We start from the raw sequence: 16,086 nt of genomic DNA on the forward strand, positions 1-16,086 counted from the left end.
CTAAAGATTGAGGACATATACCAAACCGAGAAAAAGAATTCATAGCGATGCGATGACGCGGTAGTCTATCGCCGTGGAACCTCAAGCGATTTTAGAGATTTTATCGTTGATTGATCTTTACATGTAAGGATTTTTATGAGCAAAGAAACTTACCGATGGCTTGCAAAAGAGCTTCCTTCGTGGGTTGAAGAGGGGCTTGTTAGCGAGGGGAGTGCGCAAGCACTTTTACAGCGTTATGCAGGTGAAAAAGCCTCTTCGCGCTCTTCGGGTACGGCGTTTAGCCTTTTGGGATTTGTCCTTGTGGGACTGGGGATCATCTCCATTTTTGCGTATAACTGGGATGAGCTTGGACATTTGGAGCGAACGCTTTTGGCGGTTTTGCTTTTGGTAGGCGCGCAAGCGTTTGCATTTTGGGTAAGGCGTTACCGTGCAAGTGACGCGGCACTGCGCGAGGGAAGCGGCGTCTTTTGGTTTTTGATGACGGGGGCTTCGCTTGCGATCATCGGGCAGACGTATCATTTGGGCGGCTCGATGCTTGATTTTCTAAGCGTCTGGCTTGTACTCTCTTTGGGAATTGCGTGGGTGCTTCCCTCTTCGGGCGCGGCATTTTTTCAGATGATTTTATGGACGTTCGTATGGCTTGGAAGCCGGGATGAAATGCGTGAAGTGTTTTCTTCGGAGCACTCCTTTTTAAGCCCGTGGATGCTTGCCTTGCTTGCTCTGAGTTGGTTGGGTTTTTATGCGCTACGGTACCGCAAAGAAAGAAATGCCTATGCAACGCTTCTGCTTGGTTGGGCACTTGCCGTGTGCGTTCTGGCGGTAGGTTCCGTTGAAATGCTTCTGGCAACCTATCCCGAGCAAAATGTTCGTATGCTCAGTATGCTCTTTGCTCTTTTCTTTGCTATCTATTATCTTTTGGGGAAGATGTATTTTTTTTGGGGAGAAAAATCATGGCAACGTCCTTTTGAGCGTATGGGTAAACTAGGAGCTTTGGTGCTTGTGTTGGCGCATGTCTCTTTCAATGCCGGCACATGGCTCTTAAGATTTGACTTAGAGCCTACGCGCTACAACAGCCTTTTGGGATTGTTGCTCATGCTGTTTTTTGGCGTACTGTTGATTTTGTTTATTCGCAAAGAGCAAAAGCTTCCCTCGGAAATGCTTGTGTGCGCCGCGCCTATCATCGTGTTAGGGTACAACCTGTTACACACGATGCCCTATAGTGCGATGCTCTTTGTGAATGCTTCGGTAATTTTAGGGGCAGGGTGGATGATTTACTGCGGGATCAAAGAGGCGACGCTCGGACTGGTCAATCAAGGGATGATCGTGATTGCCTTGGTGATCTGGATTCATTTTTTCAATGCTAACTTTGATCTGGTTGCCAAAGGCATGGCGTTTATCGTCACGGGCATTCTTTTTTTAAGCCTCAATGCCTTTTTGAAACGCCGTTTTAGGGGTGTGGCATGAAACGAATGCAACGCCTTTTAGGGATTCTTTTTGGTTTCATATGCGCGGTGCAACTGGGCGTGATCGGATGGAGTATTTGGAGTTACGAGCGCATTTTAAAGGAAGGCGAAGTCTACTTTTTCAACGTTTTGCCCTTAGATCCTTACGATGCGTTTCGGGGGCGTTACGTGACGCTTCGTTTTGAAAATGCGAACAAAGCACCCGCCGGCGACACGACACCGCAGGAGCATCTTTCCAAAGCCTATGCGATGTTAGAGCACTCGCAAGAGGGCGATCGCATCAAAGAGGTGCGTTTTTCAAGACCCGTAAGCGGAAATTTTTTGGAAGTGAACGTGTATTCTGCGATGGCGACGCAAAAAGCCGATGTCTCAAATACGGTCTATTTTTCACTCCCGTTTGATCGTTTTTACCTGCGAGAAGATAGAGCGCCCAAAGCCGAGCGTATTTTGAGAATGCGCGACGTGAACGTAAACGTGAAAGCTTCTTTGCGCGTTTTAAACGGAAAAGCGGTGATTGAAAATCTCTGGATAGAAGGCGAGCCTTTGGTCGAATGGATGCGCCGACACGAAGAAGCTCGTTCGCGTTAAACGCCCGAAGCGTCTTGACATGTAAGCCTATTCGTCAAGCGTATCGGTGTCGATGTTTCCTTTTTGAAGTGCTTGCCGTGCTTTTTGTGCGAGCATTTCATAGTGTTTGCGAAACGCGTCGATTTGGTCTTCTTCGAGCTCTTCCAAGTCCAGTAGGGCGTTGTGCGCGCCTTTGGTAACGCGAATCAGCTCGTCAAGTTTCACTTGCATCGCCTCGGTGTCGCGGTTTTGCGTGTTTTGAATCACGAAAACCATAATAAACGTAATGATCGTCGTCGAGGTATTGATGGCGAGTTGCCATGTATCGCTGTAGTGAAAAAAAGGACCGCTCACAAGCCAAACGACGATAAGAAGGATCGAGAGCGCAAACGTCGCGGATTTTCCCGTGAGTTTAGCAATATACTTCGTAAATTGCGAGTACCATGTATGCGAATTCATCGTCCCTCCTTGTCGCGTTCGGGGATTATTTTTGTTCGATTCCTAAAGCTAAAAGTTCGTTGGCGGTGTGCGGAATGGGTTTTTTGTTGCCTTCGTTATCCACGTTGACGTAGGTGATAACGGCACTCGTAACATGTAAGCAGCGGCGCGTGCCCTCGATCGAGCGTTCGGAGTTGACTTCGACTTGCGTCGTGATGGACGTCGTGCCGACCCTAATGATTTTAGCGTAACAGCTCAAAATATCGCCGACTTTCACCGCTTCTTTAAACTCCAAGGAGTTGACTGCGACCGTGACGACGCGAGAGACGTTGAGATCGCGTGCGGCAAGACTGCCGGCAATGTCGATTTGCGACATAATCCATCCGCCGAAGATATTGCCGGCGGGATTGGTATCTTTGGGCATCGCGACGATTTTAATACGGGGTTCTCCCATGTTGTACATCATTGACCTTTATAAACAAATTCGAGCGTATCATAATACAGAATTGTTTGAAGGCAATTTAAACGAAAAATCAGATCCGACGCCTAAGCTACTTTGTATCTCCAAAGAGGTGTTGTGCAATTTTAAGATGTAACTCACGAGGGCGAGTCCAAGCCCCATCGAATTGTCCCATGAATGCGAGTTGGAGCGGTAAAACTTATGGGTAATTTTTTCGATCTCTTCTTCTTTGATGCCGATGCCCTGATCTTTGACATGTAAGACGTCTTCTTCAATGCTCAGGCTGATCGTATCGTCGGAATATTTGAGCGCGTTGTCGATGAGATTGGAGACGACGATCTCCATCATCGTGCGGTCCGCGTAGATGCTATAGGTTTCGGGTAAAGCGCAAACGATGTTGCGCGAAGGGTTTTTTTCGCGAAAGCTTTGCGCGACGTCGTTGAGGACTTTTACGATGTCGAACGTACTGTTTTGCGCGGTAAAATCGCCGTTTTCAAATTTGGTCGTCAGCGTCAAGCGGTCGATCATCGTGGAAATTTTTTGCGCGTTTTGTGCGATTTTGCCTAAAAAGCGCTCTTTAATTTGCATGTTCGCGTTGGGATCGTCAAGCAGCGTTTGTGCATAGCCGACGATAGAGGCGATGGGGTTTTTAAATTCGTGGCTGATGGCGGAGATGACGTCGCTTCGTTGTTGGGAAATGAGCTTGATTTTGGCGGTGTATTTGCGTTTTTGTTTGGCGCGTTTTTCCAGTTTTGCGGCCAGTTTTTTCAAGTAGTTGGCAATTTCAAAAAATTCCAAACTAAAGTGCGACGAAATCGTAATGCGGTACTCTTTATCGGCGATTTGTTGAAGGTTTTCGACGATTTTATCGATCTCTTGGCGTATTTTTTTACTGAAAAGATACGCGCCGTAAAGTCCCGCAAGAAGCGCACTGCCGAAGATGAGCGTCAGTTTTGTCCATAAAGCGTAAAAGTTGTGCATAATCGTATCGATGTTGATCGCAAGGCGTAAAAAATAGGTTTGATCGTGCATCGAAAAACGGTGAGCGACGTACAAAAGGGTGCTACCCAGCGTGTCCGAAAAACGTGAAGAGGTTCCAAAGGGCATCTTTTCGGATTTGAGTATTTCTTCGCGGTGAAGGTGGTTGTCCATCGTCTCTTTGTCGTGGTCGCTGTCGGCGATGACCGCGCCTTTGGCGTCGATGAGCGTAAAGCGAATCTGCGTCGCCTCTTTAAAACGTTTGGCAAAAGCGTTGAGGTCGTCCATCTCGGGGAGTTCGCGCACCAAAATTTGGATGTGCGATTCCAAGCGGCTTTGGTAATGTTCCATATTGTCGTTTTGAATCGCGACGTAACTCACGATGCCGCACAGAAGCAAGGTTGCGATAAACAAGGCGATAAACGAGCGAATGATGTGTTGATGAAGCATTAGCATAAACTGTATCCTACGCCCCAAATCGATTTGATATACTCTTTTTCTTTGGTGGGGTCAATCTTTTGTTTGAGGCGGTTGATGGCGACGTTGACCGTTTTATCTTGGAAAAAGTCGTCGTTTTTCCAGACGTGCTCTAACAAAAATTCGCGACTTAAAACCGAACTTTTGTTTTCGATGAGCGTGCGCAAAAGATCAAATTCGAGTTTGGTGAGTTCTACGGCTTTGGCATCGACATGAAGCGTGTGGGCGTTCAAATCCAAGACCAAATCGCGGTACGACAAAAGAGCGTTGTTTTGCGGAGAAGTCCGCGCTAAAACCGCTTTGATGCGCAGGAGGAGTTCTTTCATATTGTAAGGTTTGGTGACGTAGTCGTCACCGCCGCGTAAAAATCCTTCTTCGACGTTTGTATCGCTGTTTTTGGCGGTTACGAAAATGACGGCTTGGGTAAAACCTTTTTTGCGTAGGCTCTCGACAAATTCGCTACCTTCGATTCCCGGAAGGTTGCGATCGACGATTAATAAGTCGATCGGCTCTTCGTTCAGACACTTTTCGACGTTTTTCGTGTTTAAAAATCCGAGCGTTTCGTAACCTTCTTTTTGCAGATGGTACTCCAAAAGCTCTAGTAAATCCTCTTCATCTTCAATAATCAAAATGCTTTGTTTCATTGTTCCTCTTAATGTTTACGCGTTTGGCATGATGCGTGCGTACCACGCCAAGCGCGCCCCGATGTTTTTAATACGTTTTCATCTCTCCGCCCACGCGTGCGAAAATCATCAGTTGTACGATGCTCACGCTGCGATCCGCCATACGCTCTAATTTACGCATCGTACTTAAAATCTGAATAAAATCGGCGGATTGGTCGATCAATTTGGCGATGTCGCTTAAAATATTTTTTTCCAAAATCGAGTAAAGATCGTCACTTTTGCTCTCTTCGACTTTGACGCGGCGGTAGGTCTCTTCCAAGGCTTCGCGGTCGCTGACGCTTAATGTTCCGATCGAAAGCGTTACCGCATGAATCGCCGTTTTGCAAAGGTGCATAGAGTATTCGTGGAGGGTCGTAAAGGGAATTTCGCCCTGTAGATGAGCGATCATACGTTTGCTGAAGCTGCGAATATTTTCGGCGATTTTAACCAATTCGTTCGTGATTTTTAAAAAAGCAACCATTTTACGTAGATCTTTGGCTTCGGGACCGAAAAGCGCTAAAGCAACGACGATTTCGTTATCGATGGCGTTGGCTTCTGCTTCGACGTTTTTAAGAAGCGTTCGAGCCGATTCAAAGCGGGAGATATCTAAATTTTCGATACCGCAAAGCGCTTTTTCGCCTGCCATCGTGATTTCGGAGCCGAGATCTAAGAGCATTTGCTTGATTTGAGCAAGTCTCTCTTCGTATTTTTGAAGCATTGATTTTCCTTAGAATAATTTACTTCCATTGTAAAGGTAAAACATTACAATATGGTAACATAAAAATGCCCTCATCGTTACCGTCTTGTAATGAGCCGCTCTTATAATCGACGTTAAAATATCCCTTAAAGGACAGCCATGGTTGACGTCGAAAAAACCTTAAGCCTTAAATATCCTCGCATCGTCTATTATCCCGCCGTGATTCGTAATCTCATCGTTTATTGTTTAAAAAAAGTCTTACATCAAGACGAGATTAACGACTTTTTAATTCACGGCGAAGCGTATCGGGGTTTTGATTTTGTGGAAGCGGTTTTAGAGTACTTCAACTTCGGTTATACGGTTTCCAATAAAGATAAAGCGAATATTCCCTCTTCAGGACGCGTGATTATCGTCGCAAACCATCCTTTAGGCGCACTCGACGCATTGGCTTTGATCTCGCTCGTCAAAGAGGTTCGCCGAGACGTTAAAGTGCTTGCCAACGACGTTTTGATGCAAATTGAACCTTTAAACGCGTTATTGATTCCGATCGACAATTTAAGCGGAACGACGGCGAAAGAGTCGATTAAAAAGGTATACGACGCCTTGGAAAACGACGAAGCCCTCATCGTGTTTCCTTCCGGCGAAGTGTCGCGTGCGCAACCGACGGGTATTAAAGATACGAAGTGGAAAAAAGGGTTTTTGAAATTTGCGCAAAAAACCAATTCGCCGATCTTGCCCGTTTTTATCGACGCCAAAAATTCGCCGCTTTTTTACACCCTTTCGATGGTCAATAAAAAACTCTCCACCTTTTTGCTGGCGCGCGAGATGTTCAAAAAACGCTCCAAGATCATTCACTTCAAAATCGGCGAGATGATTGCCTATAAGACGATCGAAAAGTCGGGGTTTAGCGACCATACGGTGCTCAATTTGCTCAAAAAGCATCTGTACAAAATCAGTAAAGGCAAGAAAGGACTTTTCAGTACCCAAACGGCGATCGCGCATCCTGAGGAGCGTAAAGCCATTCGTGCGGAATTGAAAAAATCGACGTTGCTAGGCGAGACGAACGACGGTAAAAAAATCTTTTTGTACGAATGCGAAGAGGGATCGATTTTGATGAAAGAGATCGGAAGGCTTAGGGAGTATACGTTTCGCAAAGTCGAAGAAGGGACAGGTTATAAGCGCGACGTAGACGCTTTTGATAAGCACTACAAACATATCGTTTTATGGGACGATGAAGAGCTGGAAGTCGTAGGGGCATACCGTATCGGCGAGGCGGATTTTATTGCTCGGTATTTCGGCGTGGAGGGATTTTATTCGCATACGCTTTTTGAATTTACCGACGCTTTCGAGCCTTACATGCACAATGCGATCGAGCTGGGACGAAGCTTCGTACAGCCGCGTTATTGGGGAACGAGGGCATTGGATTATCTCTGGCAAGGCATCGGCGCGTATTTGTACCAAAATCCGCATGTGCGTTACATGTACGGTCCGGTAAGCCTGAGCGATGTCTATACGAAAATCGCGAAAAATCTGATCGTGACGTTTTATTCACTCTATTTTTCGACTTCCAAAGAGCTTGTGCGCGCACGAAGCGGCTTTTTTATGAGCAAGGCGGAAAAAGAAGAAGCCCTCTCTTTTTTCGGCGGGAAAGATTATAAAGAGGATTTTGCCGTTTTAAAAGAGCAACTCTCGCATATGGATTTAAGCGTACCGACCTTGTATAAACAGTACACCGAACTGTGCGAGGAGGGCGGTATTTTATTTTTGGATTTTAACATCGACAAAGACTTTTCCAACTGTGTCGACAGTTTTATCTTAGTCGACATCGCCAAGATCAAAGAGGCAAAAAAGGCACGCTATATCAAAGGCGAGTCCAAGCCTTGATGGAGGCTTGGATGCTGATGTTTAAGCAGTTTTAAACGTTGAGAGAGCGTTGCTTAAATTGGTGGAGAGTTTGGCGAGGTGTTCTGCCGCTCCGGCGATCTCTTCGACACTTCTGGCATTAATCGAGGTTAGCTTGTGGATCGTCGCCACACGCTCTAGCATGACGTCCGCTTCTTTGCTTCCGTGTTTGGCTTTTTGAGCGGAGCTTTGTGCAACAGCGGACGTTTCGTTCATACTATCGACGGTTTTCAGCATTAAGCGTTGAGTGTTTTCGGCGCGATTGCCGAGTGCTTGAATCTCTTGGGCGTTCTTCTTCATCAGCTCGGAAGTCGTTGCAACCGACTGGGTGATGAGGGCTACGGTGGAGTGGCTCTCCACGAGGCTTTTTTGCGTACGTTCGGCGAGCTTGCGTACTTCATCGGCGACGACGGCAAATCCACGACCGTGCTCTCCAGCGCGCGCGGCTTCGATGGCGGCGTTGAGTGCTAGTAGGTTGGTCTGATCGGCAATATCGGCGATGACTAAAAGCACTTGTTGCACTTGCGTTACTTCTTGGTCGAGTTGTTCTAAACGTGCGGAAAGATCGGTTTGATTGAGGACAACGGCTTGAAGGTCGGACGATACGGCAAGCACTTCACCAGAAGCGTTATGCAAATCATCGGCGACATTTTGCATGATCGTTCCCGCGTGATGGGCATTGTTCTCGCTTTCGCGTAAAATGGTTGCGACGTTTTGCGTTGTTTTGACCGCATGGTCGACTTCTTTATCGGTCTCTTCGGTGCGTTTACCAATTTGCAGCGAAGTCGAAGAGAGTTCTTCAGCGACGGCGGCATTTTCCGTTGCGGTGCGTTTGGCATCGTCAATCGCGGTGCGTAATTGATCGAAAAGTGCATTGATCGTTCGCATGATGTCGGCGATCTCATCATTGCCGATGCTTTCAATCGGACGGCTTAGATCTTTGGTGCGTCCGATGTACTCGCACTCTTGAGCCGCTTTGGAAAGCGATTTTTTGATCTTCAGTGCGATAAATCTAAAAAGAAACGTCGTAAAACCTAAGATGAGAAGTGCCATCGTAATGCCGATGTGTTGCGCTTTATCAAGCTTGGCATCTTCTTCGTGTTCGATCAGTTTGGAGAGTTCGTCGGAATTTTTGGAGATCGCAATAAACGCGGTTCGTCCGATGTTGGTCAGCTCGGTAAATTTCTTTCCCTCAGGCGTGGCAAGAAACTCTGGTGAATTGGTTGTCTCTTTGTACTTTTTCAGCATCTCAAAGCGTGGCGTACTGGAAGCTTTAAACTCCTCAACGCCTTTTGCGATGCGTTCTAAAAGTTCTATCTCTTGAGGAGAGCTAAGCATAGTCTTAAGCTCGTCGATGGCTTGAATAAGGTTGGTTTGTGCTTGATAGGAATCGTCCATAAATTTTTGAGCGTAGGAGATCTGATACCCTCTGGAATACATCAAAAGCTCCGCCGTATAACGCGGCAATTTGCCGATAGTTTGCACTTTTTCCACGGCGGTTTGCGCGTGAGAACCGTTGTGTATGAGCAAATAACTGAGTCCCAAAGTTCCCGTAAGAATAATGACCAGTAAAAAAAGTAGTTTGGCTTGAATCGTCTGAAACATAAAATTTCCCTTACAATCAATAGCGCGTTTTAAACGCCTTTTACATTGTAATTGGTCTGTGTGAGATTTGGCGTGAGATAGGAGCAAAACGAGCGTGACATGTCAAAAATCGGCTTGATCGACGCTCGTTAGGAAAAAGCGTTAATGAAGCATAAATCCTCTCATCGAAAGGCTGGCGTTTTGGAAAAAAGGCGTTAATACGCTTAGCGTATCGTCGGCTCTGCGCGAACCTGCCGTATAAAGAAGCGGTACATAGTGATCGACGTTCGGATGGGCGGTTTTAAACGTTTCGCATCGACGTTCTATATCGATCAGACTTTGTATGTCGTTTTGCGCAAAAGCATGATTGATATACGCATCGACGTTTTGCGCCCATATCGGCGGCGTTGCATCGATAGTGTAAAAATCGACCGTTCCCAAGTTGTGCGTGACGTTTCCGCTGGCGATGAGCATGACTCCCTCATCGCGCAAAGAGGCGAGTTTTTTGCCTAAAGCGACATGTTCGTCGAAACGTAAATGTTTATTGATGCTCAGTTCTATCACGGGAATGCTGGCTTTGGGAAAAAGGTAATAAAGCGGCATCCAAGCCCCGTGATCCAAGCCGCGTTCGACCATAGGGATACCGCCTAAGAGATCGCTAACGTGTTTGGAGAGCGAATTATTGCTCGGGCTCTCGTAGGAGAGTTCGTACAAAGAGGGCGGGAAACCGTAAAAATCGTAGAGTGTTTCGTAGGTAATGCCCGAAGCGATGCTTACGGCCGTTTGATCGGCGTACCAATGCGCCGAAACGACTAAAATCGCTTTAGGAAGCACCAAGCGGGTGCTGAGCGTTTCCAACGCTTGCGTAAAACGGTTGTCCAGCACCAAGTTCATCGGCGAGCCGTGGGAGATAAAAAGGCTCGGCATCGTTTGCGTCATCAACGTATCCTTTGTCGAAAAACGTATTATAACGGCAAAAGATTAACAATCGATAAAAAGCAAAGGAAGATCGGAAATTAACCGAACCTTCCCGTGATGTACTCTTCGGTCAGTTTTTCTTGCGGATTGACGAACATATTTTTCGTATGGTCGAGTTCAATGAGTTCGCCTAAATACATAAACGCCGTATAGTCCGAAATGCGCGCGGCTTGCTGAAGGTTGTGCGTGACGATGATGACGGTGAGTTGCTCTTTGAGTTCGATAATGAGCTGTTCGATCGAAATGGTCGAAATCGGATCGAGTGCGGAGGTCGGTTCGTCGAAGAGAAGAACCTGAGGTTCAACTGCAACGGCGCGTGCGATACACAAACGTTGTTGCTGACCGCCCGAAAGCGCGGATGCACCGTCTTTAAGTCGGTCTTTGACTTCGTCCCACAACGCGGCACCGCGGAGGGCTTTTTCGACTTTTTCGGCAATGACTTTTTTATCTTTGAGCCCTTGAAGGCGAAGTCCGTAGGCGACGTTATCGAAAATGCTCATCGGAAACGGGGTCGGTTTTTGGAAAATCATACCGATTTTCATACGAAGCGCGATAAGGTCGGTCTCTTTGGAAAGAAGATTTTTATTGTCCATATGAAAGTGAATTTCGCCTTCGTAGCGGTTTCCCGGATACAAATCGTGCATACGATTGAACGATCGAAGCAAGGTCGTTTTTCCGCATCCGCTAGGGCCGATCAGTGCGGTGACTTTTTTCTGCGCGATCGGCATATTGACCGCTTTAAGGTTGGGTTCGTTTTTACCCGCATAGTAAAAGTTAAAGTCTTTGACTTCAAGTTCGAGAGGATCGGTAATGGTCGTGATGGTAGACATCGATTTCCTTTTAGCGTTTTTTACGTTTGATAATAATGCGTCCGACGATGTTAATGGCAAGAATGGAAAATGCCAAGATTGCGGCACTTGCCCAACCGATGGCTTGCCAATCTTCAAAAGGGCTCATCGTATAGTTAAACATCGTAACGGTTAAGGACGCGATGGAACGAGACATATCCATCGAGTAAAAGTTATTGTTAAAGGCGGTGAACAGAAGCGGTGCGGTTTCGCCCGCCACTCTGGCAACGCCGAGTAAAATACCCGTCGTAATCCCCGTAATCGCTCCTTTATAGACGATTTGGACGATGACTTTCCATTTGGGAGCACCCAGAGCGTAAGCGGCTTCGCGAAGTTCTCTTGGAACGAGGGCTAACATGTCATCAGTCGTTCGGATAATGACCGGAATCATAATGATCGCAAGCGCGATGCTTCCCGCCCAACCGGAAAATTGTTTAAATGGCATGACCAAGATACCGTAGACGAAAACACCGATAATGATAGAAGGTGCGGACATCATAATATCGGAAATATCGCGCGTAAAATTGGCAAAACGAGAATTTGCACCGTATTCGCTTAGGTACGTTCCTGCCAGCAATCCCATCGGTACGCCGATCATCGTCGATGTTACGGTCAGCATCAAATGTCCCACAAGCGCATGGCGTAAACCGCTCGGTTCAATGCCCGGAGGCGCACCGTCAACGCTAAAAATTTCCCAAGAGATGTGCGACAATCCGTTAAAGAGTAAAATACCCAAAATCCAAAAAAGGAAGAAAATGCCTAAAACCGTCGCAAAAGAAGCTAAGGAGAGGGCAATGATATTGTTGATTTTGCGTTTTTGATACGAGGATTTATTAACCATTTTTTCTCACTTTACGTAAAAAGACGAATTTGGCTACGGCGATGACGCCGAAGCTCAGTACGAATAAGATCAGTGCCAAGAAAAAGAGGCTCGAATAGTACAAATCGCCGTCGGCTTCGCTAAATTCGTTTGCCAAAATGACCGGAATACTCGTGGCGGGTTCTAAAATGGAAGAAGGCATGCGCGTAGCATTTCCCATCACGAAGGTTACCGCCATCGTTTCACCTAAAGCCCTTCCTAAAGAGAGAATAATCGAGCCGATAATGCCCACTTTGGCAAACGGAATCACGACGTCTTTAATTACGTCCCATTTGGTCGCTCCCAGTGCGTATGCCGATTCTTTGAGAATATCGGGCGTCGTATCCATCGCGTCTCTTGAGACCGCGGCGGTAAAGGGAATAATCATAATTGCTAAGATAACGCTCGCCGTCAACGTTCCGATTCCCGAACTGTGCGTGAGTGCTTGAATGACGGGTACGAAGAAAAAAAGTCCCCACATACCGTAAACGATGGACGGGATCGCCGCTAAAAGCTCGATCATCGTACCGATCAGCGTTTTGATACCGCCTCGAACGATTTCGGAAAGAAAAATCGCAATACCCAAAGCGATAGGCGTGGCTAACACCATAGCGATAGACGTACTGCTTAGAGTTCCGTAAATAGCGGGAAACGCGCCGAATTGCTCGACGTTGGGCGCCCAGTTGGTATCGAAAATAAATTTAAAACCGAGCTTATCGATTGCCAGCTTAGCATGATCGTAGAGAACGTAAAAAATACTCACTAAAATCACTAAAACCGAGATCGACATCAATCTCGCGAGGTTGCCGAAAATAAAGTCGCCGATATTAAAATGCTTCATAACGAAGTGGTTTCCTTCACAAGGAGATAAGGTGTCGCGGAGCTTAAGCCCCGCGAGTTAAAATTATTTTGCGCCGTTGGTTTTCAAGTAAGCTTCAATGGCTTCTACGGTCGGTTTAGGAAGTGGGATATAGCCCAATTTTTCAGCTTCCGCCGCACCTTTTTCAAACGCGAATGTAAAGAATTTTGAGACCTCTTTGTTTTCAGCCGCTTTTTCTTGCGGTAAAAGAATAAACGTTGCCGCTACGATTGGATACGTATTTTTACCCGGTTGTGAAGCAAGGATTTGATAAAAGCCCTCTTCGCCTTTCCATTTTGCGTTCGCCGCAGCTGCCATAATATTTTCGGTCGTTGCTTTTACCCACGTACCCTCGGCACTTTGAAGCGTTGCCATCGGAAGGTTATTTTTTGCAGCATATGCCGTTTCGATATAACCGATAGAGCCCGGAGTTTGTTTGATCATATTGGTCACGCCTTCGTTACCTTTTCCGCCGATACCCACAGGCCATTGAACGGTTTTACCCAAGCCCACTTTTTCATGCCATGTTTTACCCATTTTATCGAGCCAGTAGGTAAAGTTCCATGTCGTACCGCTTCCGTCAGATCGATACGCAATCGTGATTGTTTTATCCGGAAGAGCTACGCCTGCGTTGTCCGCGGCAATTTTAGGATCGTTCCATTTGGTAATCGTGCCTAAGAAAATTTCTTCGACGACGGCATTGGAAAGCTTGACTTCTTTGCCTTCAAGTTCGGGAAGATTGTACGCTAAACAGATAGCACCGACGACGGCAGGAAATTGAAGAAGTTTGCTCTCACCCAAGCGTTTAGCTTCAAGCGGTTCATCGGAAGCTCCGAAATCCACCGTACGCGCTTCGATTTGTTTAATACCGCCGCCGGAACCGATAGATTGATAATTGACTTGTACGCCGGTTTGTGCTTGGTAATCGTGCGCCCATTTATAATAGATCGGAGCCGGAAAGCTAGCACCCGCGCCGTTGATTTTATCTGCCGCTACAAGGCTGACTGCCGCTAGAGCTGAAAGAAGTAACATTCTATTCATCTTCATTGAAATTCCCCTTTGCTGAAGTTTGATATAACAAGAGGCATTCTAATAGGAATTGGTTACCGTTTGATTACATGTAAGGCTCTTTTTGAAGCGTGACATGTCAAAAACGAAACGTAATCACACCGTAATGAAATCCCTTTAATATAGCGTTTGCAATTGCATCGGATTGAAAAAGTTTGAACGTCCAAGCGGCGAGCGTAGGCGTTTGGGCTTTGCCTAAACGCCGTGATTAAAAAGGTAAAAAATGTTGGATGCGGCATTTGAAAACTTCTGCCTCGAATGAGGCAAGCTTTAGTGCCAAAGCGGCGAGCGTAGGCGTTTGGGCTTTGCCTAAACGCCGTGATTAAAATAAAAAAAAAGGAGCGTTAGGATGAACATGTCAAAACGTGCTATCGTGTGGTTGTTGGGCATTGCCTCTTTAAGCGGCGTCGCCGTTGCGAGAGATCAAATTTATATTGTCGGTTCTTCGACGGTTTATCCGTTTACGACCTACGTCGCCAAGGCCTTTGCCGCGAAAAGCAATCCGCTTCCGCGCGTCGAGTCTACCGGAACGGGCGGAGGAATGAAACTGTTTTGTGCCGGAGTAGGCCCCGATACGCCCGATATGACCAACGCTTCACGCCCGATGAAGCAAAGCGAATATGAAACGTGCGTCAAAAACGGCGTTAACGACATTACCGGTATGAAAGTCGGATTTGACGGCATCGTGTTTGCTCATTCGCAAAAAAATCCCGACATATCGCTGACGCGCGAACAGATTTTTTTAGCGCTTGCCGAAGAAGTTCCCTCTAAAGACGGCAAAAGCTTGGTTAAAAATCCGTATAAAACATGGAATGAAATCGACCCTTCGCTTCCCAATCGCAAAATCGTCGTTTACGGACCTCCGACAACTTCAGGAACGCGCGATTCTTTCGAAGAGATGGTCATGGAACATGCTTCTAAACATTTTGACGCATACGGCGAACAAAAAGGCAAATACAAAGCCATTCGCCAAGACGACGTGTATGTTCCCGCGGCGGAAAACGATGATTTGGTCGTGCGTAAACTGACAAAAGACCTCGAAGCGTTCGGTATTTTCGGTTATAGCTATCTTGAAGAGAACGCCGATAAAATCCAAGGCGCACACGTCGACGGAAAAGATCCCAATTTTAAAACGATCTCTTCAGGCGAATACCCGATCGCGCGAGGATTGTATCTTTACATCAAAAATGCTCATCGAAACGACGTTAAAGGCATGGAAGCGTTCATTAAATTGTACACGAACGCAAACATGATAGGCCTAAAAGGCGCACTACAACGCATCGGCTTGATTCCGATGGACGAGCGTGAATTGAAAAAAGTGCAAGTCGCCGTTTGGGCTCAAACCAAACTGACCGAAGCGATGGTCAAGAAAAATACGATTTTACCCTAAGCCGTTTTGCCTTCGATAAGGCATGCTTTTAGAAAGGAAATAAGGAATGCAACGAACGATTTTAGGATGCGCTTTTGCGTTGGTAGGCACGGTTGCCCTCACGATTGCAGGCGTACATGTCATGCAATCGCAAAGCCCCTCTCAAACGCAAAAAGCGACGCTTGAGACGCTTCATTCGATGAGCCCGACGCTCATGAAGTTACGTTTGGACGTGAAAGAATATATGATCGTCCAAGATAAAAAATACCTGATCGATTTCGATCAAGAAGCTAAACGTCTGTACGCGCTCTTAGACACTTTGGACGCGCAATCGTCTCAGGACAAAAACCGTGCGCAAACGATCGATGCCTTGCGTCGCGATATGCAAGCTTTCGATCGTTTGTTCAAAGCGATCATCGCGCTTGAAGAAGAGAATGCTAAGATCGAAGTGGAGATTTTCGCCAAGTACGATGCGTTATTGGAAGAGCATCCCAACCGTATTTTGTTTCAGGCGTTTACCGATAACGATCCGATGAGCGGCAACAGTGCGGCGCATCTTTTAGACGCGGCGTTGAAGTATAAACTGGCCGTGGCGTCGTATTCGCTCAATAACAGTGAATTTTTCTTGATTCGAACCAAAGAGATGAAAGACCTCGTCAAAAAGCATGCCGACAAGATCGAGCTTTTAGTCGACAATAAAGAGAGCGTCAAACGCATTAAAGCCTTTAAAGAGGTTTTCGAGACCTATACGCAAGGGTTTGATCGTTTGGCAAGCAACATCCAGTCCAAACGTAAAAACGTAAGCGACGCCTTTGACGACGTGGTGCCGCGTATGATGAGCCGTTCGCAGGCTCTTTTGTTTGCATCGGAGAAATAA

At 46.6% G+C, this 16,086-nt stretch carries 16 protein-coding genes; 5 read left to right on the forward strand and 11 right to left on the reverse strand.

What is annotated here, in order from left to right; genetic code table 11:
* The first annotated feature begins 135 nt into the window (after nt 1-135).
* Nucleotides 136-1,464, forward strand: a complete 1,329-nt coding sequence (locus NL930_RS02725; protein WP_254377021.1) for a DUF2157 domain-containing protein — start codon at nt 136-138, stop codon at nt 1,462-1,464.
* Entirely contained in the window at nt 1,461-2,051 is a 591-nt protein-coding gene (locus tag NL930_RS02730; RefSeq protein WP_254377020.1) for a GDYXXLXY domain-containing protein, read from the forward strand. The genes NL930_RS02725 and NL930_RS02730 overlap by 4 nt, the downstream gene beginning before the upstream one ends.
* Nucleotides 2,052-2,078: 27 nt before the next feature.
* Here NL930_RS02730 and NL930_RS02735 read toward each other — a convergent pair whose 3' ends face one another.
* The 5 genes from NL930_RS02735 to NL930_RS02755 form a co-directional block, all read right to left on the reverse strand.
* Nucleotides 2,079-2,489, reverse strand: coding sequence for a low affinity iron permease family protein (locus NL930_RS02735; RefSeq protein WP_039673366.1), 411 nt, complete (start codon nt 2,487-2,489; stop codon nt 2,079-2,081).
* Between the two features lie 25 nt (nt 2,490-2,514).
* Entirely contained in the window at nt 2,515-2,931 is a 417-nt protein-coding gene (locus NL930_RS02740; RefSeq protein ID WP_039673364.1) for an acyl-CoA thioesterase, read from the reverse strand.
* 30 nt (nt 2,932-2,961) lie between these two features.
* Entirely contained in the window at nt 2,962-4,356 is a 1,395-nt protein-coding gene (locus tag NL930_RS02745; protein ID WP_354672761.1) for an ATP-binding protein, read from the reverse strand.
* The gene (locus NL930_RS02750; RefSeq protein ID WP_039673360.1) at nt 4,356-5,027 is read right to left on the reverse strand and encodes a response regulator transcription factor; all 672 of its coding nucleotides are present in this window, start codon (nt 5,025-5,027) and stop codon (nt 4,356-4,358) included. Before NL930_RS02750 ends, NL930_RS02745 begins: the two co-directional genes overlap by 1 nt.
* A 67-nt stretch (nt 5,028-5,094) precedes the next feature.
* On the reverse strand, nt 5,095-5,763 hold the full coding sequence (locus NL930_RS02755; protein ID WP_254377018.1) for a PhoU domain-containing protein: 669 nt from the start codon (nt 5,761-5,763) through the stop codon (nt 5,095-5,097).
* Nucleotides 5,764-5,901: 138 nt separating this feature from the next.
* On the opposite strand from NL930_RS02755, the gene NL930_RS02760 reads away from it, so the two are divergent.
* Nucleotides 5,902-7,626, forward strand: a complete 1,725-nt coding sequence (locus tag NL930_RS02760) for a lysophospholipid acyltransferase family protein (protein WP_039673356.1) — start codon at nt 5,902-5,904, stop codon at nt 7,624-7,626.
* A 21-nt stretch (nt 7,627-7,647) separates the two neighbouring features.
* On the opposite strand, the gene NL930_RS02765 is transcribed toward NL930_RS02760, so the two are convergent.
* From NL930_RS02765 to pstS, 6 genes are all read right to left on the reverse strand, one after another.
* Nucleotides 7,648-9,249: a methyl-accepting chemotaxis protein gene (locus NL930_RS02765; RefSeq protein ID WP_254377017.1), complete on the reverse strand. Its 1,602-nt coding sequence runs from the start codon at nt 9,247-9,249 to the stop codon at nt 7,648-7,650.
* Between the two features lie 141 nt (nt 9,250-9,390).
* Entirely contained in the window at nt 9,391-10,167 is a 777-nt protein-coding gene (locus NL930_RS02770; RefSeq protein WP_254377016.1) for a dioxygenase, read from the reverse strand.
* A gap of 77 nt (nt 10,168-10,244) precedes the next feature.
* Nucleotides 10,245-11,036 carry a phosphate ABC transporter ATP-binding protein PstB gene (pstB, locus tag NL930_RS02775; RefSeq protein WP_039673350.1) on the reverse strand — a complete coding sequence of 264 codons (792 nt, stop codon included), beginning with the start codon at nt 11,034-11,036 and terminating at the stop codon, nt 10,245-10,247.
* 10 nt (nt 11,037-11,046) lie between these two features.
* The gene (pstA, locus tag NL930_RS02780) at nt 11,047-11,895 is read right to left on the reverse strand and encodes a phosphate ABC transporter permease PstA (protein ID WP_254377015.1); all 849 of its coding nucleotides are present in this window, start codon (nt 11,893-11,895) and stop codon (nt 11,047-11,049) included.
* Nucleotides 11,888-12,754, reverse strand: a complete 867-nt coding sequence (gene pstC / locus NL930_RS02785; RefSeq protein ID WP_039673348.1) for a phosphate ABC transporter permease subunit PstC — start codon at nt 12,752-12,754, stop codon at nt 11,888-11,890. Before pstC ends, pstA begins: the two co-directional genes overlap by 8 nt.
* Nucleotides 12,755-12,817: 63 nt before the next feature.
* Nucleotides 12,818-13,813 (reverse strand): phosphate ABC transporter substrate-binding protein PstS, encoded by a 996-nt coding sequence (pstS, locus tag NL930_RS02790; protein WP_254377014.1) that lies wholly within the window; start codon nt 13,811-13,813, stop codon nt 12,818-12,820.
* A gap of 382 nt (nt 13,814-14,195) precedes the next feature.
* Between pstS and NL930_RS02795 the strand changes: the two genes are divergently transcribed.
* Nucleotides 14,196-15,230, forward strand: coding sequence for a substrate-binding domain-containing protein (locus NL930_RS02795; RefSeq protein ID WP_373028069.1), 1,035 nt, complete (start codon nt 14,196-14,198; stop codon nt 15,228-15,230).
* A gap of 46 nt (nt 15,231-15,276) precedes the next feature.
* Nucleotides 15,277-16,086, forward strand: coding sequence for a hypothetical protein (locus tag NL930_RS02800; RefSeq protein ID WP_254377012.1), 810 nt, complete (start codon nt 15,277-15,279; stop codon nt 16,084-16,086).

The organism is Sulfurospirillum sp. hDNRA2, from assembly GCF_024206095.2.
GTDB lineage: Bacteria > Campylobacterota > Campylobacteria > Campylobacterales > Sulfurospirillaceae > Sulfurospirillum.

What these genes read in the sequence shown, in the direction of transcription:
- NL930_RS02725 (WP_254377021.1), top strand. Translation starts at nt 136, where the DNA reads ATGAGCAAAGAAACTTACCGATGGCTTGCAAAAGAGCTTCCTTCGTGG.
- NL930_RS02730 (WP_254377020.1), top strand. Translation starts at nt 1,461, where the DNA reads ATGAAACGAATGCAACGCCTTTTAGGGATTCTTTTTGGTTTCATATGC.
- NL930_RS02735 (WP_039673366.1), bottom strand. Translation starts at nt 2,489, where the DNA reads ATGAATTCGCATACATGGTACTCGCAATTTACGAAGTATATTGCTAAA.
- NL930_RS02740 (WP_039673364.1), bottom strand. Translation starts at nt 2,931, where the DNA reads ATGTACAACATGGGAGAACCCCGTATTAAAATCGTCGCGATGCCCAAA.
- NL930_RS02745 (WP_354672761.1), bottom strand. Translation starts at nt 4,356, where the DNA reads ATGCTTCATCAACACATCATTCGCTCGTTTATCGCCTTGTTTATCGCA.
- NL930_RS02750 (WP_039673360.1), bottom strand. Translation starts at nt 5,027, where the DNA reads ATGAAACAAAGCATTTTGATTATTGAAGATGAAGAGGATTTACTAGAG.
- NL930_RS02755 (WP_254377018.1), bottom strand. Translation starts at nt 5,763, where the DNA reads ATGCTTCAAAAATACGAAGAGAGACTTGCTCAAATCAAGCAAATGCTC.
- NL930_RS02760 (WP_039673356.1), top strand. Translation starts at nt 5,902, where the DNA reads ATGGTTGACGTCGAAAAAACCTTAAGCCTTAAATATCCTCGCATCGTC.
- NL930_RS02765 (WP_254377017.1), bottom strand. Translation starts at nt 9,249, where the DNA reads ATGTTTCAGACGATTCAAGCCAAACTACTTTTTTTACTGGTCATTATT.
- NL930_RS02770 (WP_254377016.1), bottom strand. Translation starts at nt 10,167, where the DNA reads ATGACGCAAACGATGCCGAGCCTTTTTATCTCCCACGGCTCGCCGATG.
- pstB (WP_039673350.1), bottom strand. Translation starts at nt 11,036, where the DNA reads ATGTCTACCATCACGACCATTACCGATCCTCTCGAACTTGAAGTCAAA.
- pstA (WP_254377015.1), bottom strand. Translation starts at nt 11,895, where the DNA reads ATGGTTAATAAATCCTCGTATCAAAAACGCAAAATCAACAATATCATT.
- pstC (WP_039673348.1), bottom strand. Translation starts at nt 12,754, where the DNA reads ATGAAGCATTTTAATATCGGCGACTTTATTTTCGGCAACCTCGCGAGA.
- pstS (WP_254377014.1), bottom strand. Translation starts at nt 13,813, where the DNA reads ATGAATAGAATGTTACTTCTTTCAGCTCTAGCGGCAGTCAGCCTTGTA.
- NL930_RS02795 (WP_373028069.1), top strand. Translation starts at nt 14,196, where the DNA reads ATGTCAAAACGTGCTATCGTGTGGTTGTTGGGCATTGCCTCTTTAAGC.
- NL930_RS02800 (WP_254377012.1), top strand. Translation starts at nt 15,277, where the DNA reads ATGCAACGAACGATTTTAGGATGCGCTTTTGCGTTGGTAGGCACGGTT.